This window comes from Rhizobium sp. Leaf321 (genome assembly GCF_001423215.1).
Taxonomy (GTDB): Bacteria; Pseudomonadota; Alphaproteobacteria; order Rhizobiales; family Rhizobiaceae; genus Neorhizobium; species Neorhizobium soli.
Genome location: NZ_LMOF01000007.1, coordinates 774,223 through 798,568 on the forward strand (window position 1 = coordinate 774,223; position 24,346 = coordinate 798,568).

Sequence of the window (24,346 nt, forward strand, 5' to 3'; positions counted from 1 at the left end):
CGGGTATGAATAAAAAGCTCGCTAGGTACCCACATGCCCCGATTTTATTTCCACGTTCGTGACGGCAAAGATTTGATCGAAGACGAAGAAGGCAACGATCTTCCGGATCTTCCAAGCGCCTTGGCCGAGGCCGAGGCGTCTGCGCGCGAAATCATGGCCGACCGGTTGCGACAGGGTCGTCCTTCCGTCTCACCAATGATTGAAGTTCGCGACTACAAGGGAACGAAGGTTGGGGAGTTCTCCCTGCCCGCGGCGACAAACTGAGGTCGACTTCTACCTCAAGGGTCCGATCAGACGCTCGTATTCCCGCTCGCATTCCCCGTAGGCATCTTTGGCGAAATCCTCGAGTGCGCTACGGTCTCTGACGATGATCATGCCACGCTCGGAGTAGATCAGCTTGCGACCTTCGAGCAGATGCAGTGCCGTCGTCACGCTCGGTCGGCGGACAGCCAACATGATCGAGAGGAATTCGTGGGTAAGGCTGATCTCGTCGCCGTCGGTCCGATCGTGACACATCAGGATCCACCGGGCCAGACGTTCGTCGATGTGATGGACGGCGTTGGACAGTGACGTGTAGGCCCCCTGGACCGACAGGGCCTGGCTGTAGCGCGTCAGAAGGTTGAGACAGGCGCGATCCTTCAAAGCCAGCTTCAACTGATCTGAGGCCAGACGGTAACCACGGCCCTCCACTTGCATAAAGATCGAATAGGGGTCCGATTCCGCGTCAAGGACCATCGCCGTGGGGGTCATTCCGTCGCGACCAAAAATTCCGATCTCAGCATGCTGCCCTTGCGGAGACCTCGCCACAATCGAGGCGATACCGGATTCCGGGAAATAGGCGTGCAGGGGCGTTTCGTTCGGAGCCGATAGCTCGGTTCCGCGCGGAAGATCGACATGTTCGAGATGCGGCGCAATTGCTTCGAAGCTTTCTCGGGGCATCAGCCGGAGAAGCGAATTCCGGACCGTATCTTTCTGAATGTCACCCATCGCCAACCCTTGAAGGCAGAGACCAGCCTGCTCGGCCTATGGAGATATCTCCGCCTGAATAGAATGATTCCATCTATGTCCATAAAATAAGCGAGACAACCCGCTTCCCAACGTCGGTACGCTATCAGACCAACGGACAAAGTCCGAAGCAAATTGATCAGAACGAATCCGCGCTTTCAACACAGTGACCCTTTGGAACTGGTTTGTCGAAACATATGATTTTATTGCTTGAAGATCAGCCGCTCATTTCGTTGGATATCGAGGACGCGCTCGGGGCTGCTGGGCTGAATAACGTCATCAATCTGCGCTCGAAACAAGCTGCGCTGGAATGGCTGCAGAAGAATGTTCCGAGCATTGTCATTCTCGATCTTCATCTGACCGATGGTGATTGCTACGCGGTCATCCAGGTGTTGCATGACGCTCGCATCCCATTCGTGGTCTACTCGGGCAGTGAAAAGCCGCAGGACTGGGAAAACGAGCTCTTCAGCGATGGCGTCTGGATTGACAAGCCGGCCGATCCAGCGTTCATCGTTTCCGTCGTCGAGCAGAAGCTCGCCGCGGTTTCAGCCAGAGCTTAGACTGACGCTGACATCTCCATCACGCGCTGATATTCAACCTCACCTCCGCCATAGCAGTCGGCTGCGAGTTTCTCCAGCGCCGGACGGTCTCGCACGACAATCGTTCCCCGATACGAATGGATCATTTGCCGACCTTCGAGCACATGCAGCGAGGTCGTTACACTCGGACGCCGGACGGCAAGCATGATTGCCAGGAATTCGTGCGTGAGGTTGACTTCGTCGCTGCCCGTGCGGTCGTGACACATCAGGATCCATCGGGCCAGACGCTGCTCAATCGTCTGGGTGGCATTGGTCAGCGCAGTCAGAGCAACCTGCACCGAAGAAACATGCGCCCACCGGAAAAAGACCCGTCGTATCTCCGGCCTGCTCCAGATGAGGTCAACCAGCTGCCCGACCTCGATGCGTGCGCCGTGCCCCGGAACCTGCATGATGACCTTGTACGGGTTGCGATCGGATCCCAGTATCGCCGACGCGGGAGACATGCCTTCCCGCCCGAACAGTCCGATCTCGGACTGCTTGCCGCGCGCAGAGATCGCGACGGTCGACCCGATCCCGGAATAGGGGAAATAGCAGTATCGGTCGACTTCGTCCGGCCCGGAAAGGAGCATGCCCTGCGGCAATTCGAGCTCCTCCATGCAGCGTTCCGCGTGCGAGTAGTCGTCCTCGGACAACAGGGATAGCAGCGTGTTGGGTGATCGCATTGGTTTTCACCCGTCCTCTGTGATCGTTACCCTGTTATATTTGGATCACGAAGTCGATCTGTGTAGCCCCCCGGGAGCACTTATCGTGCGGCTTCGAGATCCAGTCTTTCGAGAACCAGATCGGCGCCCTTCGATTTTTCCAGCACCAACCGAACATTCGGCATGTCGTTTCCGTGCATCTTGTCTTCGAACGCCTGTCCGGCCAGACCGTAGAACGTCCATCGTGCCTCCAGACGCCGTTGCAGCTCCTCGATCGGCGGGGCGAGCAGGATCCGGTAGTCGAACAGCGGTGCAAGACGCTCCCAGCCACCCTCGCCCAGCAGAAGATAGTTGCCCTCGATCACGATGAAGCGATGGCGTGGCGAGACGACCCGTGCCGCAGCGATCGCCAGTTCGCGCGACCTGTCGAACACGGGCACGAGCACTTCATCCTCGGCCGCTTTCACGGCCTGGACGACATCGATAAAACCGCGCAGGTCGAACGTATTGGGCGCCCCCTTGCGGGCGAGCAATCCGCGCTCCTCGAGAATGCCGTTGTCCATGTGGAAACCATCCATCGGCAGGACTTCGGCTGTTTCCCCCCGTCCGGAGAGCTTGGATGCCAGAATGTCGGCCAGTGTCGACTTCCCCGCTCCGGGCGGTCCTGCGACCGCGATGAGCGAGCGAGACTTTCCCTCCTCCGTCTTCAGGATGAGGTCGCACAGTTCGTCGAGTTGCATGTCCGCCATCGCTATTGCCTTTTCGTTTGCCCACTCATTCCCGACGCGGTCGCTTCATTCAAGATGCGCGTGATGAAATATACCGTCGCGCGACAATCCAGCAGCCGGCAGCCCAGGCTGCACCCGCACACCACCCCGCCATCACGTCTGTTGGATAGTGAACGCCGAGATAGAGGCGGCTGAGACCGACCAGCAGGGTCAGCAGGATGCCGGTCGCGAGGAAAAAGATGCGGGTCGAGCGATATTGTTCGGCACGTGACAGCAGGGCCGCAAGGGTGAGATAAGTCACCGCCGAAAGCATCGCATGCCCGCTCGGGAAGCTCAGGTCGTGGACATTGACGAGATGCGGTACGATGTCCGGCCTTGGCCGCGCCACGCCGAGCTTGAGAAGGTTGCTGAGCAGCCAACCGCCGAGAATGGATAGAAACATGAAGACGGCGATCGAGCGGCGGCCCGCGAGCAGAAGATAGATCGTGGCAAGCACGGTCATAAGCGATAGCACGGTAATGCCGCCAAGCGCGGTGATGTCACCGACGGCATGGGTCAGCCAGTAGGGCCCGATGGGCACCGAAGGGTCGCCTGCCTGGCGCAGAGCAAGCAGTATCCGTTCGTCGAATTCGTGCGTTTCGCCATCGATCACGATACCGGTCAGGCTGATGAACAGGAAGAGGCTACCGGCCAGGAGTGAGAACATGATCAGGCCAAGAGGCTCAAACGTCATGAACCGCTCGGCAATGATCGTTCTCAGGCGTTGCAGCACGGCATCGTCTCCGGGTTTGCATCATCAGCCGCGATGGCGACGACGTCGTTGTCGGTTTCATTGCTGCAACAGATAGGCAGAAGAGACGTGAAGGCAAAGAAGGTGCATGAAGAATGTGTTGTGGAGGCATCATCGCTCCTTTCGCGACACGGCCACAATTGATCCTGCTTTCGGCTGCCATAGGTATGGCTCAATCAATCGAGGCCCCGGGGCATTGCTGAAGACAGGAATTTTGGAACGCTGGAACCAACAGACGCTGGCGCGGCAATTCCTGTTTGCCGGCGGCATCGTGTCCATCGTTGCAATGCTGCTGGTCGGCGCCTTCGTGACGAACCTCATCGAGGACGCGGTCACACGCAATTCTGCGGCCACCACCGCACTCTATGTCGATAGCATCATTGCGCCGATCCTGCCGGATCTCAAGACAACGGACACGCTCGACGACGTGACCAACCGGGTTCTCGACGAAACCTTCGGTCAGGGCGCTCTCGGGAAGCAGGTCGTCTCCTTCAGGCTATGGCGCGCAGACGGCACCGTTCTCTATGCGACGGACAAAACGATCCAAGGCAAACGTTTCCCGCCGGGCAAGGATCTGACCGCAGCCTTTTCCGGCAAGATGGTCGCACAGTTCGACTATGTCGATGATGCCGAAAGTTTCGATCAGCGCAGTTTCGGAAAGCCGCTTCTCGAAATCTACAATCCGATCCTGCAGCCGTGGTCCGGCGAGGTGATCGCGGTCACGGAATTCTACGAGATCGCTGATGATTTCCAGCAAAGCCTGTCGCAGGCGCGCCTTCAGAGCTGGCTGGCCGTCGCCGGGGTCACGACGACATTCTTCCTGCTTTTGTCGGCGATCGTCTTCAAGGGCAGCCGGATGATCGAGGCGCAGCAGCGCAGCCTCACGGAGCGGGTGGTGGACCTGCAGAGCCTGCTGACCCAGAACAGGACCTTGCACAGCCGTGCACAGCGCGCGTCGCAACGCGCAACAGCGTTGAACGAAGGCTACCTGCGGCGGCTGGGTGCCGACCTGCACGACGGCCCGGCCCAGCTTGTCGCCTATGCGGCGCTGCGAGTCGACAGCGCGCTCCTGGTCGATCCGGAAGCTCCCCGCGATGTCCGGGAAGCAGAGATTGCTGCAATCAAGGCGCGCTTGCAGGAAGCGATGGATGAGATCCGCAGCATCTGCAGCGGGCTTGTCCTGCCGCAGATCGAAACGGCAGCTGTGCCGGAAATCCTCGAAAAGGTCGTTGGCGCTCACCGCGAGCGGACTGCGGCGACCGTTGACCTCAACGTCGCATCGCCCGCCAGACCGCTTCTTCCTTCCGCCAAGATCTGTATCTACCGGTTTGTCCAGGAAGCGTTGAACAACGGATACAGGCACGCCGCTGGCGCAAACCAGACAGTCACCCAAACCTACGAAGGCAACATGATCATTGTCGAGGTAAGCGACGATGGACCCGGCTTCGACAAATCCACTATGAGGCCGGAAGGATTAGGGATCGCTGGTCTCAGGGAGCGGATTGAAAGCCTCGGGGGAACCTTTGATCTCGCGACGTCTTCTCGTGGAACAACGGTCAGAATGTCGCTGAACGTTCATGAATCGGAGCATGTATGAAAGCCCCAACCAGAATAGCCGTCATCGACGACCATCCGCTGTTTCGCGAGGGAGTGATCCGCAGCCTCTCTGAAATGGAGGGTTTCGAGATCGTGGCGGAAGGTGGCTCTAAGGACGAGGCGCTTCATATCGTCGAGCATATACGCCCCGACGTGATGCTGATGGACATCTCGATGCCCGGAAACGGACTGCAGGCTGTCGCCGGCGCCGTCGAGGCCTGGCCCCCTATCAAGATCGTCATGCTGACCGTATCGGAAGCCAACGAGGACATTGCAGGTGCCCTGAAGCTTGGAGCCAAAGGCTATGTTCTGAAAGGCATCGGATCCCGCGAACTGGCCGATGTCGTCCGCACCGTTGCCTCTGGAGAACCCTACCTGGCCCCTAGCCTCTCCGCCCGGCTTCTCGCCGGCATGGCAAAGGAACGGGAAAATGCCGCCAAGCAGGATCTGATGGCGGAATTGACGGATCGCGAACAGGAAGTCCTCAACCTCGTGGCATCGGGTCTCAGCAACAAGCGGGTGGCGCAACTGCTCGATCTGCATGAGAAGACGGTCAAGCACCACATGACGCGCATTCTGTCGAAACTCAAAGTCTCCAACCGCACCGAAGCAGCGCTGGCCCTTAGGGATGCGACCGAAAGTCGGACGGGCGGAGCAGCCTAGCGCGTTATCCGTTAGCGGCTCAGCGTCTCAAGTCTCTTTCGGTCCGATCGTGTGGCCTCGCGGTTCACGATCGGTCTTTGCCGTGAATCCCGCATCTCGTACCGATCGCCTGAGATCCGCTCTGTGGTTCCGTTCGCATGACGAACAGACAGCGAGCGCGAACTTTTAGAGGTCTTCTTCCGTCCTTCGGCCGAGACGTCCGGTGTCTCGGGTGTCGTCCCGATCGCATTGTCCTTTTGGGTGCCGGTGTTCTGCGGTCCATCAGTCACGGTTCCATTCGCCGGAGCATCCGAGGGTGTCCCCGACGTACCGGCATTTTGCGCGTCCCCGCGATTGCCCTCTCCCGGCGCACCGCTACCAGAGCCGCCTTTGCCCCCGTCACCCTTCGATCCGCCATCCGCGCCGTCACCCGCTGAGCCGCCGCCCTGCCCTGACCCGCCTTGGCCTGAACCACCTGGGCCTGAACCACCTGGGCCAGAGCCACCGGGACCAGAGCCACCCGAGCCTGAACCACCTTGCCCCGAGCCACCCTGACCCGAGCCTCCCTTGCCACCATTACCGCCGGCTCCGCCACCAGACCCTGCACCGCCATTGCCTTGCGCCTGTGCCTGGGCGATCCCGATTAGCATTCCATCCGACGCCACATCGAAACGAAGCTGCGCAGGCAGAAACACCGTGACGAATGCTGCGGTGGTGACGGCGGTGAGTATGTCTCGGCGTGTGATCATCTGTTGGCTCTTCAAATATGCCGTGACAACCGGCGCAATGCCCGTCGTAGCGGCCTCTTGCCACATGAGGTGTCAGCATCCCGCCTGCGCAGGTGCACTGAATATTTGAAATCCACCGGCCGCCGGAATTGTTCCGTCTTTTCCGTCTCTTCGGCAAGATCCGGCATGTCTCAGCCTTTGGTCCCATACCGCACAGGACTGAAGCCCAATGGCTGGAACGAACCATCCGTTCGGCCATTGTCAGGTCGTATCAAGGCGCTGAACACATTATCCTTTTGGGTATCAGGACATCGCCATACTCATCCAGAACGGGGTCGAAAACGACCGTTGCATCTGGCGGAACATAAAACTGCCGGGCCGGTCCCGTCGCAGGCATCGAAAGGTAAACGTTATGAAAACGAAGATCCTCGTTCTTTCTACCCTTCTTAGCATCGGCATTGCGCCGGTCGCTATGGCGCAGCAGGGCACGGTTAATGGTGCAGCAGGCGGCGCGGTTACCGGGGCAATCGTCGGCGGACCTGTCGGCGCAGCCGTTGGTGGCGTCGCTGGCGCGATCGTCGGCAGCGCAATCGATCCGCCGCCGCAGCGCGTCGTCACCTATGTCGAGCAGCAGCCGATGCCAACCGAACGCGTCGTCGTCAAGGAGCGCATCGTGGTCGGCCAAGCGGTTCCTGAAACCGTCGTTCTCTCGCAGATCCCAGAAGCGCCGGAATATTCCTACACGGTCGTCAACGAGGAACGCGTGATCGTCGATCCGCAGACCCGCAAGGTCGTCCAGATCATCCGCTAATCGCGGTCGAAGGATTTCCCGTCAGCCTCGCCTTCCGAAAGGAACGCGAGGCTGATTTGCATTCAGATGCCGGTCATCGGCGACGAACTCAGACCGCGCAACGCGACTTCGATATCGTTACTCGATGCGCAACTTTTCGCCCCATCTCGCTCGCAATTTGGAACAAACGTGGTGGTATTCAGTGGGCCGACCGCTAATATCTAAGGTGGCCCAAAGGCGGCGCCCGACCGGGTATGTCGCCGTCACCGATCACAATGCGAAAAGCACTGGAGAACTTCATCATGAGCCTGCGTATCAACGACATCGCCCCGGACTTTACTGCCGAAACAACCCAAGGCACGATTGAATTCCACAACTGGATCGGCGATGGCTGGGCGGTTCTGTTTTCCCACCCCAAGAACTTCACGCCCGTCTGCACCACCGAACTCGGCACGATGGCGGGGCTCGAAGGCGAATTCATCAAGCGCGGCGTCAAGATCGTCGGCATCTCGGTCGATCCTGTCGAAAGCCACGGCAAGTGGAAGGACGATATTCGCACGGCAACCGGCTACGATGTCGATTATCCGTTGATCGGCGACAAGGATCTGAACGTCGCGAAACTTTATGACATGCTGCCGGCAAGCGCCGGGTCATCGTCTGAGGGCCGCACACCTGCAGACAACGCGACGGTACGTTCCGTCTACGTCATCGGTCCAGACAAGAAGATCAAACTGATCCTCACTTACCCGATGACAACAGGTCGCAATTTCAATGAAATCTTGAGGGCGATCGATTCGATCCAGCTGACGTCAAAGCATCAGGTCGCAACGCCCGCCAACTGGCAGCAGGGCGACGATGTGATCATTACGACAGGGGTTTCGAATGAGGATGCGCTTGCGCGTTTTGGATCGTTCGACACGGTTCTTCCGTATCTGCGCAAGACGAAGCAGCCGTCGGCCTGAGCCCTACGGTCCACAATGTGCAAACAGGCGCATGGAAGAAATCCACGCGCCTGTTTCAGGTCTAATTAGTCGCGCTCAGCGGCACTGTACAGAAGGAAGCCGATCGCGGCTCCAATCGCAAGCGCGCCGACGAGTGCACCGGTTGCGGTACCCGGGTTGCGGCGTACGACCTCCGAAATGTCATGGCTGCCGTGCTGCAATTGCCGCGCCACCTGGCGGGCACGCGGCGCGAGATAGCTGGATGCCTCGCTTGCCGAAGAGCTGGCCTGTTTCATGAGAGCCGAACGCAGGTCGGCGAGCTGATCGGACAGACGATCGATGTCGGAGGAAATATCGCGAGCCATGGGGTATCCTTCTTGATAGGTGAATGACTATCAACGGGTACGTCGCGAGGTGGTTCCTGACTTATCTTTCTGAAGGTGCAAAAGTTCCCAGAAAAGATGTCGAGACGAAACGATCTGGGAAAATAGTGGCGGAGAAGATGGGATTCGAACCCACGATACCCTTCCGGGTATACTCCCTTAGCAGGGGAGCGCCTTCGACCACTCGGCCACCTCTCCGCACTGTTCCCAAGAAGGGAACGATGGCGTCCTACCTGCTTCGCCATGCCGGCGTCAACCATGTTGCCGCTCACGCCTGACGATTAGGGCATTTGCCCCAATGCAATCTCAGTCAGTGCTTGTTCTCGCCCCAGTATCCGATCACGCACATGCGCTTCTTGTCGTGGCCGCGGGACTTCAGATGGTTGCGGATCGGCCGAGCTTCGGACTTCTCGCAGCCGATCCAGATAAAGGCTTCAGCCCCGGCCTGCTCGATGACGGGAAGAACGACCGGGCCAAGAATGCCGGCTTTGCCAGGCGCAATGCCCTTGCGATGCAGCCAGGTGATCTCGACAGATGCGCTGGAGCAGAGTGGCAACTGATCGGCAACGTCGTCGACCTCGATAAACACCTGCAGCCGTGCATCGGCTGGCGCTTCGGCGAGGATTCGGGAAATCGCCGGCAAGGCCGTATCGTCGCCGGCAAGGATCATGTGCCGGGCATCCGGCAAACCGCCGCCGCCCGGTCCCAGCAGACCTGCGACATCGCCCGGCTCGGCATGGCGGCCGAACTCGGCACCCGGCATGGGCCGGCCGTCGCTTTCGTGTAGAACGAAGTCGATATCCATCTCGCCGCGGACCACATCGACGCTGCGGATCGTGTAGATGCGGATCACCATTTCGTCTTCGCCGTTCAGCCAGCCGAGGCGACCATCCGCACGGGTAACCGGCCAGACGGGCTTGCGGCCCTTCTTCGGGATCAGCAGGCGAATGTGGTAGTCGGCGCCGACGAACCGGGCAACGTCGTCGCAGGCAAGCGTCAGGCGGCGCATATGCGGCGTTACATGCCGCGCGGCAACGACGCGAATTTCGGTAAGGCCCGGGATTGGCGTCAGGACCGCTTCGTCATGCCAGTTCAGTTCCAGCGGCTCTTCGCCGGCAAACATGAAAAGATGCTCGGCAATCGAGCTGCGCACCAGTTGCAGCAGCTGCGCCGACGGGCAGGAAATATCGATCGAAAGGCAGCCGCCCTGCTTGCGGATATTGGCTTCGCCAACCTCGCTTGCGAGATTGACGTGGTCGCCGTCGCGCTTGACCTCGCTATGCTCGACGAAATGTTCGCAGATCTCGCACAGCATGCGCTCCGGGTCGACCGGAATTGCCTGGCCGGAAAGCGTAAACCTGTCCATCAACATTCCCGTCGCGCTCCTCTGCGCTCACCCGTTCGTCAACAGTTCATGAGCCGGTCAGTGTGAAAGGCCCCGTAAGGCCCCGTAAGGCCTTCCTGATAAAGTTTACTCAGGTTGTCAAGTTACCAAACCTTACTGACTTTCAATGTCAGCGTACGCGCTTCGCCGTAGCCGCAGAAATACATCGTGTTGCAGCCCGCAACGTACTCCTTGTCGAACAGGTTGGTCACGTTGAGCGCAGCCTTCCAGTCGTTCTTCTCATAGCGGATCCCGGCATCGAACACCGTTGCATCCTCCACGCGAAGGGTATTGGCGTCGTCAGCCCAGGACTTGCCGCGGTAGCGCACGCCGGCACCCAGACCCAGACCTGCGAGCGGTCCGTCCGTCACGGTGTAGTCAAGCCAAAGCGATGTCTGCGCGTTCGGCACCACCGCCGGCGTATTGCCTTCAAGCGAGGAATCGCCAGGGTTTTCGGTGAACTCAAGATCCGTATAGGAGGCGGCAGCGATGAGCTTCCAGTTGCGATCGAGATTGAACTTGCCTTCGAGCTCAACACCGCGTGAGCGGACTTCGCCGAGCTGACGGTCACCGATGGCCGGGACACTGACCGTGTAGTTCTGCTTGTCGATCTGGAATACAGACGCCGTCAGACTTCCGTCGAGCCAGGTCGGCTCGTACTTGACGCCGGCCTCGTACTGCTCGCCTTCTTCGGGCTTCAGCGCGCCATCCGCACCGGTGCCGACCAGCGGGCTGAAGAAGGTGGCGACGCTGGCATAGGGCGTCACACCGTTTTCGAATTCGTAGGCGATGCCCGCACGGCCGCTCCAGGCGGTATCGTTCAGCTCGGCATCACCGGTGCCGAGGCGGTCGTCGACGTCACTTTCGAGGTAGTCGAAGCGACCGTTGAGGGTGGCGACCCAACCTCCGCCGAACTTGATCTGGTCCTGAACATAGGCACCGACCTGATTGATCGTGTAGATCTGATGCGTCGAAGGCACGAGTGTCGGTGTTGGCAGGTCATTGCTCGGGTTGAGCGGATCATATTGCGGCGGATAAGCTCCGAACGCTGTCGCCAGCTGGTCGTTATCGAGACGGTAATAGCGATAATCCACGCCGACCATGACCTTGTGGCTAGCGCCGCCAAGCTCGAACTCGTTCTCCAGCCGGTTGTCGATATTGAAGGAGTCCGCCGAAGACCGCACGTCGTCCGCGTAGGTCAGCACCAGGCCATCGGTCTGCGAGAGGAAGTCGAACGCGTAGATCTGGCGTTCCCGCTTGTCGAGATGCGCGTAGCGCAGGTTCTGCGTGAACTTCCAGCCGCTATCAAATTCATGCTCGAACTCGTAGCCGACCATTGCCTGCGTTGAGCGACCGATATCGAAATCGGGGTCGCCGACAAACACGTCTCGGTCAAGTTTGCCGAAAACGGGATTGCTGACCACCGTGCCCGTATAAGGCAGCAGACCGTTCGACGTATGGGTCTGATCGAGCTTGCTGACGGAGCCCCAGACATTGAGGCTGGTCGTGTCGGTCGGCTGGAATGTGATCTGCGGCATGAACACGCCGCGGATGTCATCCTGCTCATCCGAATAGCCCTGGCCACCGGAAAGCTTGCCCGTGAAGCGGTAGCTGACGACATCGCTGCCGAGCGCCTTGTCCGAGAAGTCGAAGCCGGCATAACCGCTGCCGTTGCTGTCCACTCCGAGCTCGGTGTAGAAATAGGGCTCGTCCGTGGGGCGCTTGCGCACCAGGTTCACGACACCGCCGGCATTGGCGCCCCCGAGCAGAACCGATGCCGGGCCTTTGAGAACTTCCACCCGCTCCAGCAGGAACGGATCGATCTGGAAATTGCCGTAAGCATGGCTGGTCAGAGCCAGATTATCGTAGAAGAGACCGGTCTGCGAAGCGTTGAAGCCGCGCACATAAATCCAGTCCGTGTCCGGGTCCGAGCCGTAAGGCTGCGCAAAAACGCCGGGCGTATAGAGAAGCGCCTGATCGACCTTGTCGACGACGCCGCGATCCTCCAGCTCCTGCCGTCCGACGACGGATACGGACTGCGGAATTTCATTGATCGGCGTATCGGTCTTGGAACCCGTGGTCGTCTGCTTGGCAACGTAACCGTCGACCGTCCCGGTACCGCCGCCTTCCGTTCCTTGGCCCTCGATGACGATCGGTGCAAGCGTTGTCCCCTCGCTCTGCACCTGCGCCCGCGCGCTAAACGATGCGCTGAGCGCCATCAGGGCAACCCCTGCCCCAAGCGCCGACTTCACCTTGTTCTTCCCCAAAATTCCACTCATATTCGCCCCACTCACGCCGCCATACTACTGGCTCAATAGATGAGTGTTTAACTCAAATTAAAAGCCGTCGCTTGCCCGCATCCGCGATATTTGAACGATCTTGGGCAAAGTTGGCGGACTGATCCGCATCAAGGCCGATTCAAATCGAGTGTGACTTTTTCCATTTCGACGGCGTGGTGCCGACATGCTTGCGGAACACGCGGCTAAAATGCGCGTGATCGGCAAAGCCGCTCTCCACCGCAACTTCCGTCAACGGCCGGACGCCGGAAATTAGCATCTGCTTGGCGCGGTCGAGACGGGCATTCATCTGCCACTCGTGCGGTGCAAATCCGGTCGACGCCTTGAACGAGTGGCTGAAATGCGATTGCGACAACCCCGTCAGGGTCGCGATCTCCTGCAGCCGAATGCTGCGAAGGCAATTGGCCTCGATGAATTCCACGGCGCGCCGCAACTGCCACGGGGCAAGCGTGCTGCGCTTGCGAGCGTCCGACAGCTTGACGATCTTCAGCACATCGACGAGCAGCGCAACCGTCAGGCCATCGCCATAGAGATCATGTAGCGGATCCGGATTGGCGACTTCCATCGCGATCAGCTGCGCCAGCGACATCACGCGCGGATCGGCAAACAGAAGATGCGGCTCCGTCAGACGCCGCGGATCAAGTTCGTCCATCAGCCGGCGCCGCAAACCATCCGCATCGAAATGAATGTCGAGGTGCCGCACATACTGGACGTCTTCGATATCCACCCACAGATCCATCTCGGCCGGGATATAGGAAATCGGGCTTTCGCAACTGTCCTGCGGCGAACCGCCCGCTCGTGGACTGCACTTCACCAGCGGCCGCCCGCCGCCACGATGCTCCAGCAGAATGAACAGACGTGGATCCTGCGCCACGTAATAACCACCCGCATGCGGACCGCATTCCACATCCCACAGATCTGCAGTGATCCCATTCCAGTGCCGCCGACGCATGCCGCCGATGACCGAAAAACCTTCGATCTGGTTTCGCATCCGAGGCTGGAAGGTCATGAAGTCACCGTGGCACATTAAACTTGGCTTTGGTTATCAAGTTTAAGCGCGTGCATCAATCCCTGCCAATTGCGGCCGACTGCTGCAGAGGATCACGGTGATTGCACCCGGCGCAACATCTGCTACGCCGGGGCCAAATTCGGTTACGGCAGCGTATAGGCCGTCTTCACCACGGTGAAGAATTCCGCTGCATACCTGCCCTGTTCACGCGAACCGAAGGACGACGCCTTGCGGCCGCCGAAGGGAACGTGGAAGTCGACGCCGGCCGTCGGCAGGTTGACCATCACCATCCCGGCTTCGGAGTTGCGCTTGAAATGCGTCGCATGCTTCAGGCTGGTCGTCGCGATGCCGGCGGAAAGGCCGAACGGCGTATCGTTGGCAACGGAGAGCGCCTCGTCATAATCCTTGACCCGGATCACCGACACGACGGGTCCGAAAATCTCTTCCTGACTAATGCGCATCTGGTTGGTGGCTTCGGTAAACAGCGTCGGCTGCAGATAGAAGCCGGGCGTATCGCGGGAAACGACCTCGCCGCCGAAGGCAAGCTTGGCGCCTTCGCTTTTGCCAATCTCGATATAGTCGGTATCCTGCTTGAGCTGCCTTTCGTCGACGACGGGACCGATATGCGTGCCGGCCTTGAGCGCATTGTCAACGGTCAGTGACTTCAGCTTGTCGGTCATGGCAGCCACGAACTTGTCGTGAATGCCTTCCGTCACGATCAGCCGCGACGAGGCCGTGCAGCGCTGGCCGGTCGAGAAGAAGCCTGAGTTGGCCGCGGCTTCCACGGCGACGTTAAGGTCTGCATCGTCAAGCACCACCATCGGGTTCTTGCCGCCCATCTCCAGCTGGAACTTGCGGTTATGCTCGATCGAGGCAAGCGCCACCCGCTTGCCGGTGCCGGTCGAGCCTGTGAACGTGATGCCGCCCAGATCCCGGCTGTCGAGCATCGCCTGACCGACCACGGAACCGCTTCCCATCACCAGGTTGAGCACGCCCTTCGGCAGGCCTGCGCGGTGGAGAATATCGACGATCGCCCAGGCGCAGCCCGGCACGAGCTCGGCCGGCTTGAACACGACCGTGTTGCCGTAGCAAAGCGCCGGTGCGATCTTCCAGGCCGGAATGGCGATCGGGAAATTCCAGGGCGTGATGATGCCGATGACGCCGAGCGGCTCGCGGGTAATCTCGACGGTGATGCCCGGCCGTGCCGACGGCACGACCTCGCCGGTCAGGCGCAGCGCTTCGCCCGCGAAGAAATCGAAGATCTGCGCCGCGCGCGTCACCTCACCGATCGCCTCGGGAAGGATCTTTCCTTCTTCGCGCGCCAGCAGTTTGCCGAGCTCTTCCTTTCGGGCCAGGATCTCGTCCGCGGTCTTCTTCAGGATCGCGTGCCGCTCCAGGATGCCGGAACGCGACCATGCGGGAAACGCGGCCTTCGCCGCCGCAATCGCAGTCTTGGTATCCTCGGCGCTACCGCGGGCATAGAGACCGACGACATCTTTCGTGTCGGACGGGCTGATGTTCTCGGACGCATCCGAGCCGACCCATTCGCCGGCAATCAGGTTCTGGTAGATCGTCATTGCAAAATTCCTATCTCAGATATCGTCCGGATGCCCGGCCGTGGTGAATGCACCGCCTTGATAAATGACCGCGGGATCGGCCGGATCGTCAACGGCCGCCGCCTCCACTTCCACGCGCCATTTGGCGGATGTGTCCTGCGGCCTCCAGCCAAGGAAGGACGCGTTGCCGTTGTCCCACCATTGCTCATCGTTTGCAGAAGCGCCGTAGACCACCGTATGGCCAAGCCGTGGAGCTGAGAAGGCCCGCCCGCAAAGCGAAACGAAATCCTGGTAGCTCAGCCAGGTCGCCAGCATACGCCGGGTGAGCGGCTTGTCGAAGCAGGAGCCGATCCGCATCGACAGCGTCTCCTGAGCGAACTTCTGCCAGTACATGCTGGCAACCGCCTCGCCGAAGACTTTGGAAACACCGTAAAGCGAGTCCGGCTTCGGCGCGACGCTGTTGTCGATGAATTCGTCGCGTCTGTAATAGCCGACGACATGATTGGAACTGGCGAACACGATGCGCGGCTTGCCGCTGTGGCGGGCAGCCTCGTAGAGATTGTAGAGGCCAACGATATTGGCCTGCAGGATCATGTCGAACGGCTTTTCGATCGAAACACCACCGAGGTGGATGATACCGTCCACGCCTTCGACCAGTTTGGCAACGGCTGCGGCATCGGACAGATCGCAGCGCACAAAACTCTGGTTCGCACCGGGATCATCGATGTCGGTGAGATCCGACAGCACCACTTGTTCTGCAAGCTCGCTCAGCAGCGGACGAATTCCGCGCGCAAGCCCGCCGGCGGCGCCGGTCAGCAAAAGTCTCTTCAGCATTGATCCTCCCCAGGACAGCTTCCTATCACAATGTCATCATACATGATGACCTAACTCATACTATAAGATGCGCGAGGGAGGTCAAGCAGGCGGCGGCGGATTGCCGGCGATCAGTTTGCGTAGCACCTCCATATCCTGACCCAGCGGGCGATCGTCTGCGTAGATGGCCACATGCTGTCGCACCATATCGCGGACCTCCAGGGTGCCGATCGCGGGAGAATTGGTTTCGGCGAGAATGTCCTGGGCCTGAACCCCCGCCATCAGTTCGATCGCAAGCACCTGTTCGGCATTGTCGAGTATGGCGAGCAGCTTGTTGGCTGCCGCGGTCGGATGCGCCAGGAAATCCTCCTGAAGCCCCGATGTCAGACCGCCATCGGTTGCCGCGGGCGCGGCCAGCCGCCTGTTCTCGTTGACGAGTGCGGCAGCGGTATACTGCGCGATCATGAAGCCGGAATGGCTTCCCGCGTCGGTCGCGAGAAACGGCGGCAGGCCGCTCACCAGCGGATTGACCAGCCGGTCGATGCGACGCTCGCTCATGGCCGCAACCTGGGCAATGGCACTCGCAAGCGCATCGGCGGCATGACCAAGCGCCGCCGCCACCGCATGCGCTTCGGACCAGACGAGCGGCGCATCCGGCGTGCCCGCGATTGCAGGGTTGTCGGTGACGGAGGCAAGCTCCTGATCGACGGTCCCGCAGGCATGGGCAAACACGTCGCGGGCCGCACCATGCGCATGCGGTATGGCGCGAAGACTGAGCGCATCCTGTGTTCGCCGCCCGACAGCGGCCGCGATGATACCGCTTCCCTGAAGCCGCGATCGCAACGCCGCTCCGACGCTGGCAATACCGGCCGAAGGCCTCAGCGCCAGCACATCCTCGTCGAAAGCCGACATCTGGCATCCGGCAGCCTCCAGCGTGACAGCGGCAATCGCATCGGCCCAGTCGAGTAACCGTTCGGTACGCGCGAGCGCCACGCAGGCAAGCCCGGTCGAGCAGGCGGTGCCGTTGACGAGGCTGAGCCCTTCCTTGGCGCCAAGCACCAACGGTTCGAGCCCGATTGCGGCAAGCGCCGCGCGGCCGGTCATCCGCTCCCCCGCCACGCAGGCATGTCCCTCGCCGATCAGCACCAGCGCCGTATGGGCGTTGTGAATGAGGTAGCCGGCCGAGCCTTTCGACGGCATATCCGGAATGCAATCGGCCTCGAGAAACCGGCACAGGTATCGAACGATATCAGGGCGTACCCCCGAATACCCATGCACGAAATTGCCGATCTGCGCTGCGATCACCGCCCGCACCTCGCGGCGGCCAAGCAGTGGCCCGACACCACAGGCATGGCTCATGACGATATTGCGCGAAAGCCGGCTCTGCGCCTCGCGATCGACGACCGTATCGGACAGCGCCCCGACGCCCGTCGTGATGCCGTAAGCCCTCGCGCCGTTTTCCACCAACGCCTCGACGATACGTCGGGCATAGGCGACGCGGTCCCAAGCCCCTTGCGAAAGCGCGAGATCCTCGCCTTCCGCAACGTGAGCGACATCACGCCACGTCAGTACCTTGTCGATAAGGATCGTCACGGGCAGCGTCCCTTGAAAGGCCGGGGTCGGCGAAGGCGCTACGATAGGCGTCCCAAGGGATAAGGCAAAGTCCCGGCAGCGGCGTCGATGTGTCAGGCGACGGCAGGATAGCCGAGCGATACGGCCTGCTGCTCAAGCTCGAGCAGCCTTTCGTAATCGCCATCCTCGAGAACCGCGAAACCGGTCAGCGCCAGCACGTCGCGTGCATCCGAGAGCGACGGGTCGACCAGGGAAGCCTCAAGCGCGGATCGCAAAAGCGCCACCTCGTCATCGGATGCAGATGCACGGGTGATCAACGGCAGGCCGGGGCCGGATGGGGTCTCTGCCACCACGACGATATCAGCCATATCTTCAGGCGCGAACCGCGCCACATGACCGTACGTGATGCAGTCTATCGCAGCGCAATCCGCCCTGCCCTCGGCAACCGCCGCGATGCTGGCCGCGTGCCCGCCGGTCTCGATCACCCTCCCGAAGAAGCGTGGTCCGCGCGCAATCGGCGCGATCGCGGCGCGAAACAGGTTGGCGCCCGAATTGCTGTCGCGACCGTTGATCGCCGCCGTCCGCCCGCGCAGATCTTTAAGCGAGGCGAAGCCCGCATCCCTGCGCACGATGACGAAGCTGCGCATATCCGGACCGTCGCAACCGGGATAGGCATAGCAGGGCGTCGCCACCAGCCGAACATTTCCGCGCAGACTGGTGACGTAAGGGTAGCCACAGGTCTGCGACAACAGCAGATCCGGCCGCAGCCAGGCATCGTCATGGGAAATCGAACGATCGAGCGTAGCGGGAACCCCGGCCATCCCCGCATCGGTCAGCCTGCGGGCAACAAACGCCCACAGCGCATCCGTCGCCTGCGCAACCGGTGGCGGCGCGACATACATCGCCAGACTGGCGAGCCGCGCCGGGCTGTCCATCAATGCAGACCGCCGACACCGAGCAGACGGTCCACGGTCTGTTGATCTTTGGACAGCGCATCCGGCGTGCCGCTCCAGGCAATGCGCCCGCGCTCCAGAATGATGACGTCTTCCGCGAAGTCGAGCGCGCTCTGGATCCGCTGTTCCACCAGAAGGATGGTCATGTCGCCTGATGTCGCAAGTGCGGCAAAGGCAATCATCAGTTCCTCGCAGATCACGGGGGCGAGACCCTCCAGCGGTTCGTCGAGAAGCAACACGGAGGGACGGCCGAGAATGGTGCGGGCCGTCGTCAGCATCTGCTGCTCGCCGCCGGAAAGCTGGTTGCCCAGATTGCTGCGCCGCTCCTTCAGCCGCGGAAACATGGCATAGGCCTCCTCGATCGCATCCTTCGGGCGCGCCTTGAGGCCAACGAACAGGTTTTCCTCGACCGTCAGGCTCGGGAAGATGCAGCGTTCCTGCGGCACATAGCCAAGTCCCGCGCGGGCCCGGTCGGCGCTCGCGGCAGTGCTGATATCGGCACCATCAAGCGCAATGCGGCCACCGTAACGACGGGTCTGCCCGGCAAGGCTCGCAAGCAGCGTCGTCTTGCCCATGCCGTTGCGGCCGAGAACCGCCAGCCGCCGTCCGGCCGGGACCGTGACGGTAATGTCTTCCAGTACCCTGGTCGGGCCGTAGCCCGCCGAAAGGTTTTCGATCTCAAGCGACGCGGCCGGCATCGGCATAGCTCCCCAGATAGGCTTCCCTGACGCGGGGATCGCGTGTGGCGTCGCCCGGCGCGCCGTCGAAGATGACAGCGCCGGCGGCAAGCACCACGACCTTTTTGGCAAACCGGAAGACAAGATCCATGTCATGCTCGATCATCAGCACCGCCAGATCGGCCGGCAGCTCGTTGAGAGCCTGCTCGATCAGCCCGACATCGCTCTGCGGCACGCCGGCCGCCGGTTCGTCGAGCAGCAGCACTTTCGGCTTCAAGGCGAGCGCGATGGCGATCTCCAGAAGACGCTGCTGACCATAGGCGATCTCGCGAACCTTGCGGTGCATGAGCGCAGTCAGCCGCAACGTCTCGAGCCGGTGCTCCACCTCCTGCATCACGTCAGGCATGGTCAGAAAATTGCCGAAGATGCGGCCGGATCGCCCTTCCCGCTGAAGAACCGCAAGGCCCAGATGTTCGGCCGCCGTCATATCCTGAAACAGCCTCGTCACCTGGAAGGACCGCACCAGCCCGCGTTTGACGCGGGCGCTTGCGTCAAGCCCCGTGATCACCTCGCCGCCCAGCCGCACCTCGCCAGAACTGGGGGCCAGCGTTCCCGTCACCAGATTGACGAAGGTCGTCTTGCCGGCACCGTTCGGGCCGATCAACGCCACCCGATCGCCCGCCGCCATGGACAGCGAAACATCGTTCGTGACCACCAGCCCGCCAAACGACTTTTTGAGGGAGACGACTTCGAACACGGGACTTCCGACAACTGCGGTCATGGCCGTCCCTCCCGCCGTTTTTCAAGAAACGCCGCCACCGTTCCATAGATGCCCTTCGGCGCAAACAGCACCACGGCAATCAGAAGCGCGCCGACCATGGTCAGCCAGTGGAAAGGATTGACTGACGACACAAAGTCCTGAAACATCATGAAGGCGACGGTGCCGGCAACGGCCCCAAACAGCGAACCCGTGCCGCCGAGTGCCAACATCACAAGCGCTTCCGCAGACTGGGTAAACGACAGCGTATCGAGCCCGACCACCTGCGTGGAGATGGCGTTGAGCGCGCCGCCCAGCCCCGCGACCGCCCCGGAAATTCCATACATCTTGACGATCGCGCGCTTCGGCGAGGCGCCCATCGCCCGGATCCGCAGCGGATCCTCCTTCAGCCCGCGACACAGCATGCCGAATGGCGACCGCACGAGAATGCGCAGGAGAACGAACACGACGAGCAGCATCACGACCGCGAACACATAGGCCGTATTGCCGAACAGATCGAATTCGAAACGGCCGAAGATCGGATCCGGCGCGATCCCCGAAAGGCCGTCGCTGCCGCCGGTAAAGGACGACATCTTGTTGGCAAGCTCGTGAAACAGATGAATGAGCGCGATCGACAGAACCAGTTGCGGCAGGCCATGGGCACGCAGCATGACGAGACCCGACAACAGCCCGGCAAGCGCTCCGCCGACAAGACCCGCAAGCGTCATCAGCAGCGGATCGTTGATGCCGTAATGGGCAGAGAGAATGCCGGCCGCATAGGCGCCGCTGCCAAACAGCGCCGCATGACCAAGCGTCGCCACGCCGCAATAGCCGGTGACGAGATCAAGCGAAAGCACGAGCAGCGCCACCGCGATGATCCGCGTCAGAAGCGCCAGATTATCCGGAAAGGCAAAATAGCCGATCGCCGCGGCAAGGACGATCACGCCGAACCCCACGACATCGCGCATCAGCGAACGCCGACGGCGCATTGCGCCCATATCCCTTGAACTCACATCAACCGCCATTCTATTTCGCCCCCTTCATGAGGCCGTTCGGAAACACGCAGATGATGGCGATCACCGCAAGGTAGAAGAAGAACTCGCCGAACTCGGGCAGGAGATAGCGGCCCGTCGTATCGACCGCGCCGAGCAGCAGGCAGGCCAGCAGCGTGCCCCCGATCGAGCCTGCCCCGCCGACGGAAACGACGACCAGGAATGTCACGAGATAGCGCAGCGCATAATAGGGTTCGACCGGCAGCAATTCGGCCCCGACCACGCCGCCGAAGGCCGCAAGCCCGACCGCGACAGCAAAGCTGACCGCATAGATGATTTCGGTGCGAACCCCGAGCGCTGACGCCATCGCCGCATTATCGACCGAGGCCCGCAGCCTGATGCCGAAACCGGTCTTCTCGATCGCAAGCCACAGGCAAAGCGCCACGGCAAGACCGCAGAAGATTGCAAACAGACGATGCGCGGAAATGCTGCGGAAACCGAGATCGACCGGTTGCTGCAGCACATCCGAAAGCGGAATGGTCTTTAGCGTCGGCCCCATCAGGTAATTGGCAAGCCCGATGATGCAAAACGTGATGCCGATCGTCATCAGCACCTGCGTCAATTCAGGCGCGCCATAGATGCGACGATAGAGAAACCGCTCGATCGGCACCGCAATCACGATCGTGGCGACCACGGCGGCAAGGATGGCCGGCGCATAGCCTAGGCCGAGGTCCCGCGAAATATAGGAGGCGACATAGCCGCCGATCATCGCGAAGGCACCATGGGCGAGATTGACCACCCGCATCAGCCCCATCGTCACCGAAAGCCCGATTGAAATCACGAACAGGATCATGCCATAGGCGAGCGCATCGATACCGATGCTCAAAATCGTCTGCAACCGTCTCGCCTCCCATGCGGTCCTGAACTGCAGGCTGCTTATAATTGAAGCCGAAGGTCAAGAAAATTGCTGGGGTGACAAAAGCCGGAATTCGCCCGACATGCGGTTATCCACAGAGCGGCGCTCCGGCATGGCGAACGAAGCGAACCGACCATGCAAGAACGCCCCCAGCCGCCGCCTCATGGCCGACCAGTCGCCAGCGAGTGGCCGAGAAGTCGAAGGCAACCGTGCTCCCGAATGACGCAACCGAACCCTCCCCGAACCGACGAAGCTGCCAATGGTCAAAAACCCACGGCCCGCCCGCATGCAGATCTTTTGCTAATGTGAGGAAACCTTTTGCCCGCCATCGGGTTAAGTCACCGTAGGGAATACAAGGAAACACCATAATGATGAAGCTTCTCGCAGTAACGATCCTTTCCGCTGGTCTCGCAACGTCGGCTATGGCCCAGACGGCAACGTCCGGCACCGCCGCAGACCGCAGCAACGTACAGCAGAACACCGCAGGCGAAGGTGGCAACATCCCGCCGAAGCCAGCAGCTTCCGGCACTGTCGATTCGACTGCTACCAACAGCACCATGACCGGCAGCAGCACGATGGGCGAAGGCAGCAAGAAGTGCAACAACGGCGGCCAGCCAGGTAACGCAGCCAACTCGGGCAACCTCCCGAACAACACCGGCACAACCGTCCAGGGCACCAACTGCTAATCAGCAGTTTTTCCCCAAAAGCGCTCTCCGCGATATCGCGGGGGGCGCTTTTTTTTGGCTGTAATCATGAGAAATAATAGCTGTTAGAGGGCAACACGCCTCTTTGAAGGCCCTTAAACGGAAGTCCTGATCGCTTATCCAAAGTCACCATTTGGGTTGGCTATCCTGAGATCAGAACGCGCTCGTATTACAGCGAGCTGCGTCGTTTCGCGCAGACCCGAACAAGCTGCTTCCATGCCTCCTTGACTTGCAGTCCGGACGTGTCAGGTTGTGGCGTCCCGGGCGGGCGCTGGACTTCGAGACCTTCCACTGAGATACGCACCCTTACCACAACCTTGTCCAACGACAAGGCGGAGGGGTTCGGCTCGTGTATGTGCTGCGATTGTATCAGAGAACGTGCTAGTATTATTATTTGTTGTTAAGATTCAAGTGATGGGCAGCCGCGATGACGCGCACATTAGAAACGTTCAATGAACAAATTTCGCTTACTGCGTCGCAGTTCTCTTCATACGATCGCATCGTTACATACGACTTAGCCGCAAATCTGAACGACTCGGTTTCACTCGAAATCGCTAGCTCAGGCACGGTGGATTTGAGCCTACAGCTGGAGGGCGTTCGAGCAGTTGTGATCTATGCGTCCGCTGACGGCAACACCGTCACCGCCGGTGATAAGGATGATATCCTCTATGGCGGCAGCGCCTCGGATATTCTGAACGGTGGGAAAGGAAATGACACGCTCTATTCCAGCACGACGCTCTCGTCGGAAGTCGACACGTTGAATGGGGGCGACGGTGACGACACATTCCATAGCGGGACTAACACAAGATTGAATGGAGGCCAGGGTCGCGACTTATGGATCGCAAGTGGCGACGTGAGCCGGGTGTATATTTCAAGCATCGAGGTTTTGGCGACCGGTTTCAGCACAACTATAACACTGACTGTTGAACAGTTGTCTGATTTGGAGTGGCTCGGCGCAATCCCGCTTGCCGACTGGGAGACCTACGGCTCCAACGTGCGGCTTTCCGGGGCCGGCTCTGTAGATTTGACGAAAGCACTTGGCGGAATCCGGCCGGTTAACATCCACGCATCCAGTGCAGGCAACACGATCACCGGTGGAGACCAGAACGACCAGTTGTACGGGAACATGGGTGCCGACGTTCTCAACGGGGGTGGCGGAGACGACGCGATCGAAGACGATAGCTTTGGCGCGTATAACGACATCCTCAACGGCGACACCGGAAACGACGAGATAACTTCCTGGAACGGTAACGACACCCTCAACGGAGGTGCCGGCGACGATTACCTAATGCTTGACGTTACGAATGGTCGAGCAAGCACCGTTATCGGCGGCACCGGATGGGACACGCTTTTCGCCTACGGAAACATGTCAAACCTTTCAATTACTGGCGTAGAAGCAGTCGAGACCAACGGTGACACTATCACTGCTACCGCGGCTCAGTTTTCCAGTTTCGAGCGAATCATAACTTGGTCAATTGGCAAGACAGAAACGGTAAGCGTCATTGTTTCAGGCAGCGGGAGTATCGATTTTTCGGATGCCTTAGAAGGTGAGCGCGGGATTCATGTAACGACATCCGCAGTCGGGAATACAGTGACAGGCGGGACCAAGGCAGACACCTTCGCCGGAGGCAAAGGGGTTGATCGTTTTTACGGGAGCGACGGAGACGACATCCTCGACGGCGGAACTGGCAAGGATATGCTGAACGGCGGCGCCGGCAACGACACATATGTGCTCGGAGCCGAGAGCGACACTGTCTCCGACAGCGCTGGCACCGACACCATCACTTCGACCATCACCAGATCGCTCGCATCCTATACGACGATCGACAACCTCACCCTGCTCGGCTCCGGCAACATCAACGGTACAGGCAAT

The 24,346-nt window shown here is 60.3% G+C and carries 24 protein-coding genes, 1 tRNA gene and 1 pseudogene; 8 read left to right on the plus strand and 18 right to left on the minus strand.

The window, feature by feature from the left end:
- Positions 1-33 precede the first annotated feature (33 nt).
- Positions 34-264, plus strand: coding sequence for a hypothetical protein (locus ASF70_RS16570; RefSeq protein WP_062456007.1), 231 nt, complete (start codon positions 34-36; stop codon positions 262-264).
- A gap of 9 nt (positions 265-273) precedes the next feature.
- Here ASF70_RS16570 and ASF70_RS16575 read toward each other — a convergent pair whose 3' ends face one another.
- A complete protein-coding gene (locus ASF70_RS16575) occupies positions 274-987 on the minus strand; it encodes a Crp/Fnr family transcriptional regulator (protein WP_062456004.1) in 714 nt (237 codons plus the stop codon).
- A 203-nt stretch (positions 988-1,190) separates the two neighbouring features.
- Here ASF70_RS16575 and ASF70_RS16580 point away from each other — a divergent pair, with 203 nt between their 5' ends.
- Positions 1,191-1,565: a response regulator gene (locus tag ASF70_RS16580; protein WP_156461856.1), complete on the plus strand. Its 375-nt coding sequence runs from the start codon at positions 1,191-1,193 to the stop codon at positions 1,563-1,565.
- On the opposite strand, the gene ASF70_RS16585 is transcribed toward ASF70_RS16580, so the two are convergent.
- From ASF70_RS16585 to ASF70_RS16595, 3 genes are all read right to left on the minus strand, one after another.
- Positions 1,562-2,266 carry a Crp/Fnr family transcriptional regulator gene (locus ASF70_RS16585; RefSeq protein ID WP_062581192.1) on the minus strand — a complete coding sequence of 235 codons (705 nt, stop codon included), beginning with the start codon at positions 2,264-2,266 and terminating at the stop codon, positions 1,562-1,564. The two genes, ASF70_RS16580 and ASF70_RS16585, sit on opposite strands and share 4 nt — an antisense overlap.
- 80 nt (positions 2,267-2,346) lie before the next feature.
- Positions 2,347-2,985 (minus strand): nucleoside triphosphate hydrolase, encoded by a 639-nt coding sequence (locus ASF70_RS16590; RefSeq protein ID WP_062581463.1) that lies wholly within the window; start codon positions 2,983-2,985, stop codon positions 2,347-2,349.
- 58 nt (positions 2,986-3,043) lie between these two features.
- The gene (locus ASF70_RS16595) at positions 3,044-3,706 is read right to left on the minus strand and encodes a phosphatase PAP2 family protein (RefSeq protein ID WP_062457946.1); all 663 of its coding nucleotides are present in this window, start codon (positions 3,704-3,706) and stop codon (positions 3,044-3,046) included.
- 271 nt (positions 3,707-3,977) lie between these two features.
- Between ASF70_RS16595 and ASF70_RS16600 the strand changes: the two genes are divergently transcribed.
- A complete protein-coding gene (locus ASF70_RS16600; RefSeq protein ID WP_325262364.1) occupies positions 3,978-5,360 on the plus strand; it encodes a sensor histidine kinase in 1,383 nt (460 codons plus the stop codon).
- Entirely contained in the window at positions 5,357-6,022 is a 666-nt protein-coding gene (locus ASF70_RS16605; protein WP_062455995.1) for a response regulator transcription factor, read from the plus strand. The genes ASF70_RS16600 and ASF70_RS16605 overlap by 4 nt, the downstream gene beginning before the upstream one ends.
- Before the next feature lie 11 nt (positions 6,023-6,033).
- On the opposite strand, the gene ASF70_RS24025 is transcribed toward ASF70_RS16605, so the two are convergent.
- Positions 6,034-6,750 carry a hypothetical protein gene (locus tag ASF70_RS24025; RefSeq protein WP_156461857.1) on the minus strand — a complete coding sequence of 239 codons (717 nt, stop codon included), beginning with the start codon at positions 6,748-6,750 and terminating at the stop codon, positions 6,034-6,036.
- 391 nt (positions 6,751-7,141) lie between these two features.
- On the opposite strand from ASF70_RS24025, the gene ASF70_RS16615 reads away from it, so the two are divergent.
- Positions 7,142-7,540 (plus strand): DUF1236 domain-containing protein, encoded by a 399-nt coding sequence (locus ASF70_RS16615; protein ID WP_062455989.1) that lies wholly within the window; start codon positions 7,142-7,144, stop codon positions 7,538-7,540.
- A gap of 281 nt (positions 7,541-7,821) precedes the next feature.
- Positions 7,822-8,481 carry a peroxiredoxin gene (locus ASF70_RS16620; protein ID WP_062581196.1) on the plus strand — a complete coding sequence of 220 codons (660 nt, stop codon included), beginning with the start codon at positions 7,822-7,824 and terminating at the stop codon, positions 8,479-8,481.
- Between the two features lie 65 nt (positions 8,482-8,546).
- On the opposite strand, the gene ASF70_RS16625 is transcribed toward ASF70_RS16620, so the two are convergent.
- The 13 genes from ASF70_RS16625 to ASF70_RS16685 form a co-directional block, all read right to left on the minus strand.
- A complete protein-coding gene (locus ASF70_RS16625; protein ID WP_062581198.1) occupies positions 8,547-8,825 on the minus strand; it encodes a hypothetical protein in 279 nt (92 codons plus the stop codon).
- A 126-nt stretch (positions 8,826-8,951) separates the two neighbouring features.
- Positions 8,952-9,041, minus strand: a tRNA-Ser gene (locus tag ASF70_RS16630).
- A 112-nt stretch (positions 9,042-9,153) separates the two neighbouring features.
- On the minus strand, positions 9,154-10,209 hold the full coding sequence (locus ASF70_RS16635; protein WP_244474057.1) for a siderophore-interacting protein: 1,056 nt from the start codon (positions 10,207-10,209) through the stop codon (positions 9,154-9,156).
- A gap of 122 nt (positions 10,210-10,331) precedes the next feature.
- Entirely contained in the window at positions 10,332-12,506 is a 2,175-nt protein-coding gene (locus ASF70_RS16640) for a TonB-dependent siderophore receptor (RefSeq protein ID WP_062581202.1), read from the minus strand.
- 139 nt (positions 12,507-12,645) lie between these two features.
- A complete protein-coding gene (locus tag ASF70_RS16645) occupies positions 12,646-13,533 on the minus strand; it encodes an AraC family transcriptional regulator (protein ID WP_062581204.1) in 888 nt (295 codons plus the stop codon).
- A gap of 143 nt (positions 13,534-13,676) precedes the next feature.
- Positions 13,677-15,110 (minus strand): aldehyde dehydrogenase family protein, encoded by a 1,434-nt coding sequence (locus ASF70_RS16650; RefSeq protein WP_062581206.1) that lies wholly within the window; start codon positions 15,108-15,110, stop codon positions 13,677-13,679.
- Between the two features lie 15 nt (positions 15,111-15,125).
- On the minus strand, positions 15,126-15,923 hold the full coding sequence (locus tag ASF70_RS16655; protein ID WP_062581208.1) for an NAD(P)-dependent oxidoreductase: 798 nt from the start codon (positions 15,921-15,923) through the stop codon (positions 15,126-15,128).
- Between the two features lie 81 nt (positions 15,924-16,004).
- Positions 16,005-17,495 carry a histidine ammonia-lyase gene (gene hutH, locus ASF70_RS16660; RefSeq protein ID WP_062581210.1) on the minus strand — a complete coding sequence of 497 codons (1,491 nt, stop codon included), beginning with the start codon at positions 17,493-17,495 and terminating at the stop codon, positions 16,005-16,007.
- 92 nt (positions 17,496-17,587) lie between these two features.
- Positions 17,588-18,409, minus strand: coding sequence for a PhnD/SsuA/transferrin family substrate-binding protein (locus tag ASF70_RS16665; protein WP_062581212.1), 822 nt, complete (start codon positions 18,407-18,409; stop codon positions 17,588-17,590).
- On the minus strand, positions 18,409-19,125 hold the full coding sequence (locus ASF70_RS16670; protein ID WP_062581465.1) for an ABC transporter ATP-binding protein: 717 nt from the start codon (positions 19,123-19,125) through the stop codon (positions 18,409-18,411). The genes ASF70_RS16665 and ASF70_RS16670 overlap by 1 nt, the downstream gene beginning before the upstream one ends.
- Positions 19,106-19,885, minus strand: a complete 780-nt coding sequence (locus ASF70_RS16675; RefSeq protein WP_062581214.1) for an ABC transporter ATP-binding protein — start codon at positions 19,883-19,885, stop codon at positions 19,106-19,108. The genes ASF70_RS16670 and ASF70_RS16675 overlap by 20 nt, the downstream gene beginning before the upstream one ends.
- The gene (locus ASF70_RS16680; protein WP_062581217.1) at positions 19,882-20,886 is read right to left on the minus strand and encodes a branched-chain amino acid ABC transporter permease; all 1,005 of its coding nucleotides are present in this window, start codon (positions 20,884-20,886) and stop codon (positions 19,882-19,884) included. The genes ASF70_RS16675 and ASF70_RS16680 overlap by 4 nt, the downstream gene beginning before the upstream one ends.
- 1 nt (position 20,887) lies before the next feature.
- Positions 20,888-21,751 carry a branched-chain amino acid ABC transporter permease gene (locus tag ASF70_RS16685; protein WP_062581219.1) on the minus strand — a complete coding sequence of 288 codons (864 nt, stop codon included), beginning with the start codon at positions 21,749-21,751 and terminating at the stop codon, positions 20,888-20,890.
- Between the two features lie 386 nt (positions 21,752-22,137).
- Here ASF70_RS16685 and ASF70_RS16690 point away from each other — a divergent pair, with 386 nt between their 5' ends.
- Entirely contained in the window at positions 22,138-22,455 is a 318-nt protein-coding gene (locus tag ASF70_RS16690; protein WP_062581221.1) for a hypothetical protein, read from the plus strand.
- 445 nt (positions 22,456-22,900) lie between these two features.
- Positions 22,901-24,346, plus strand: a pseudogene (locus tag ASF70_RS16695) (calcium-binding protein); the annotation flags it as partial.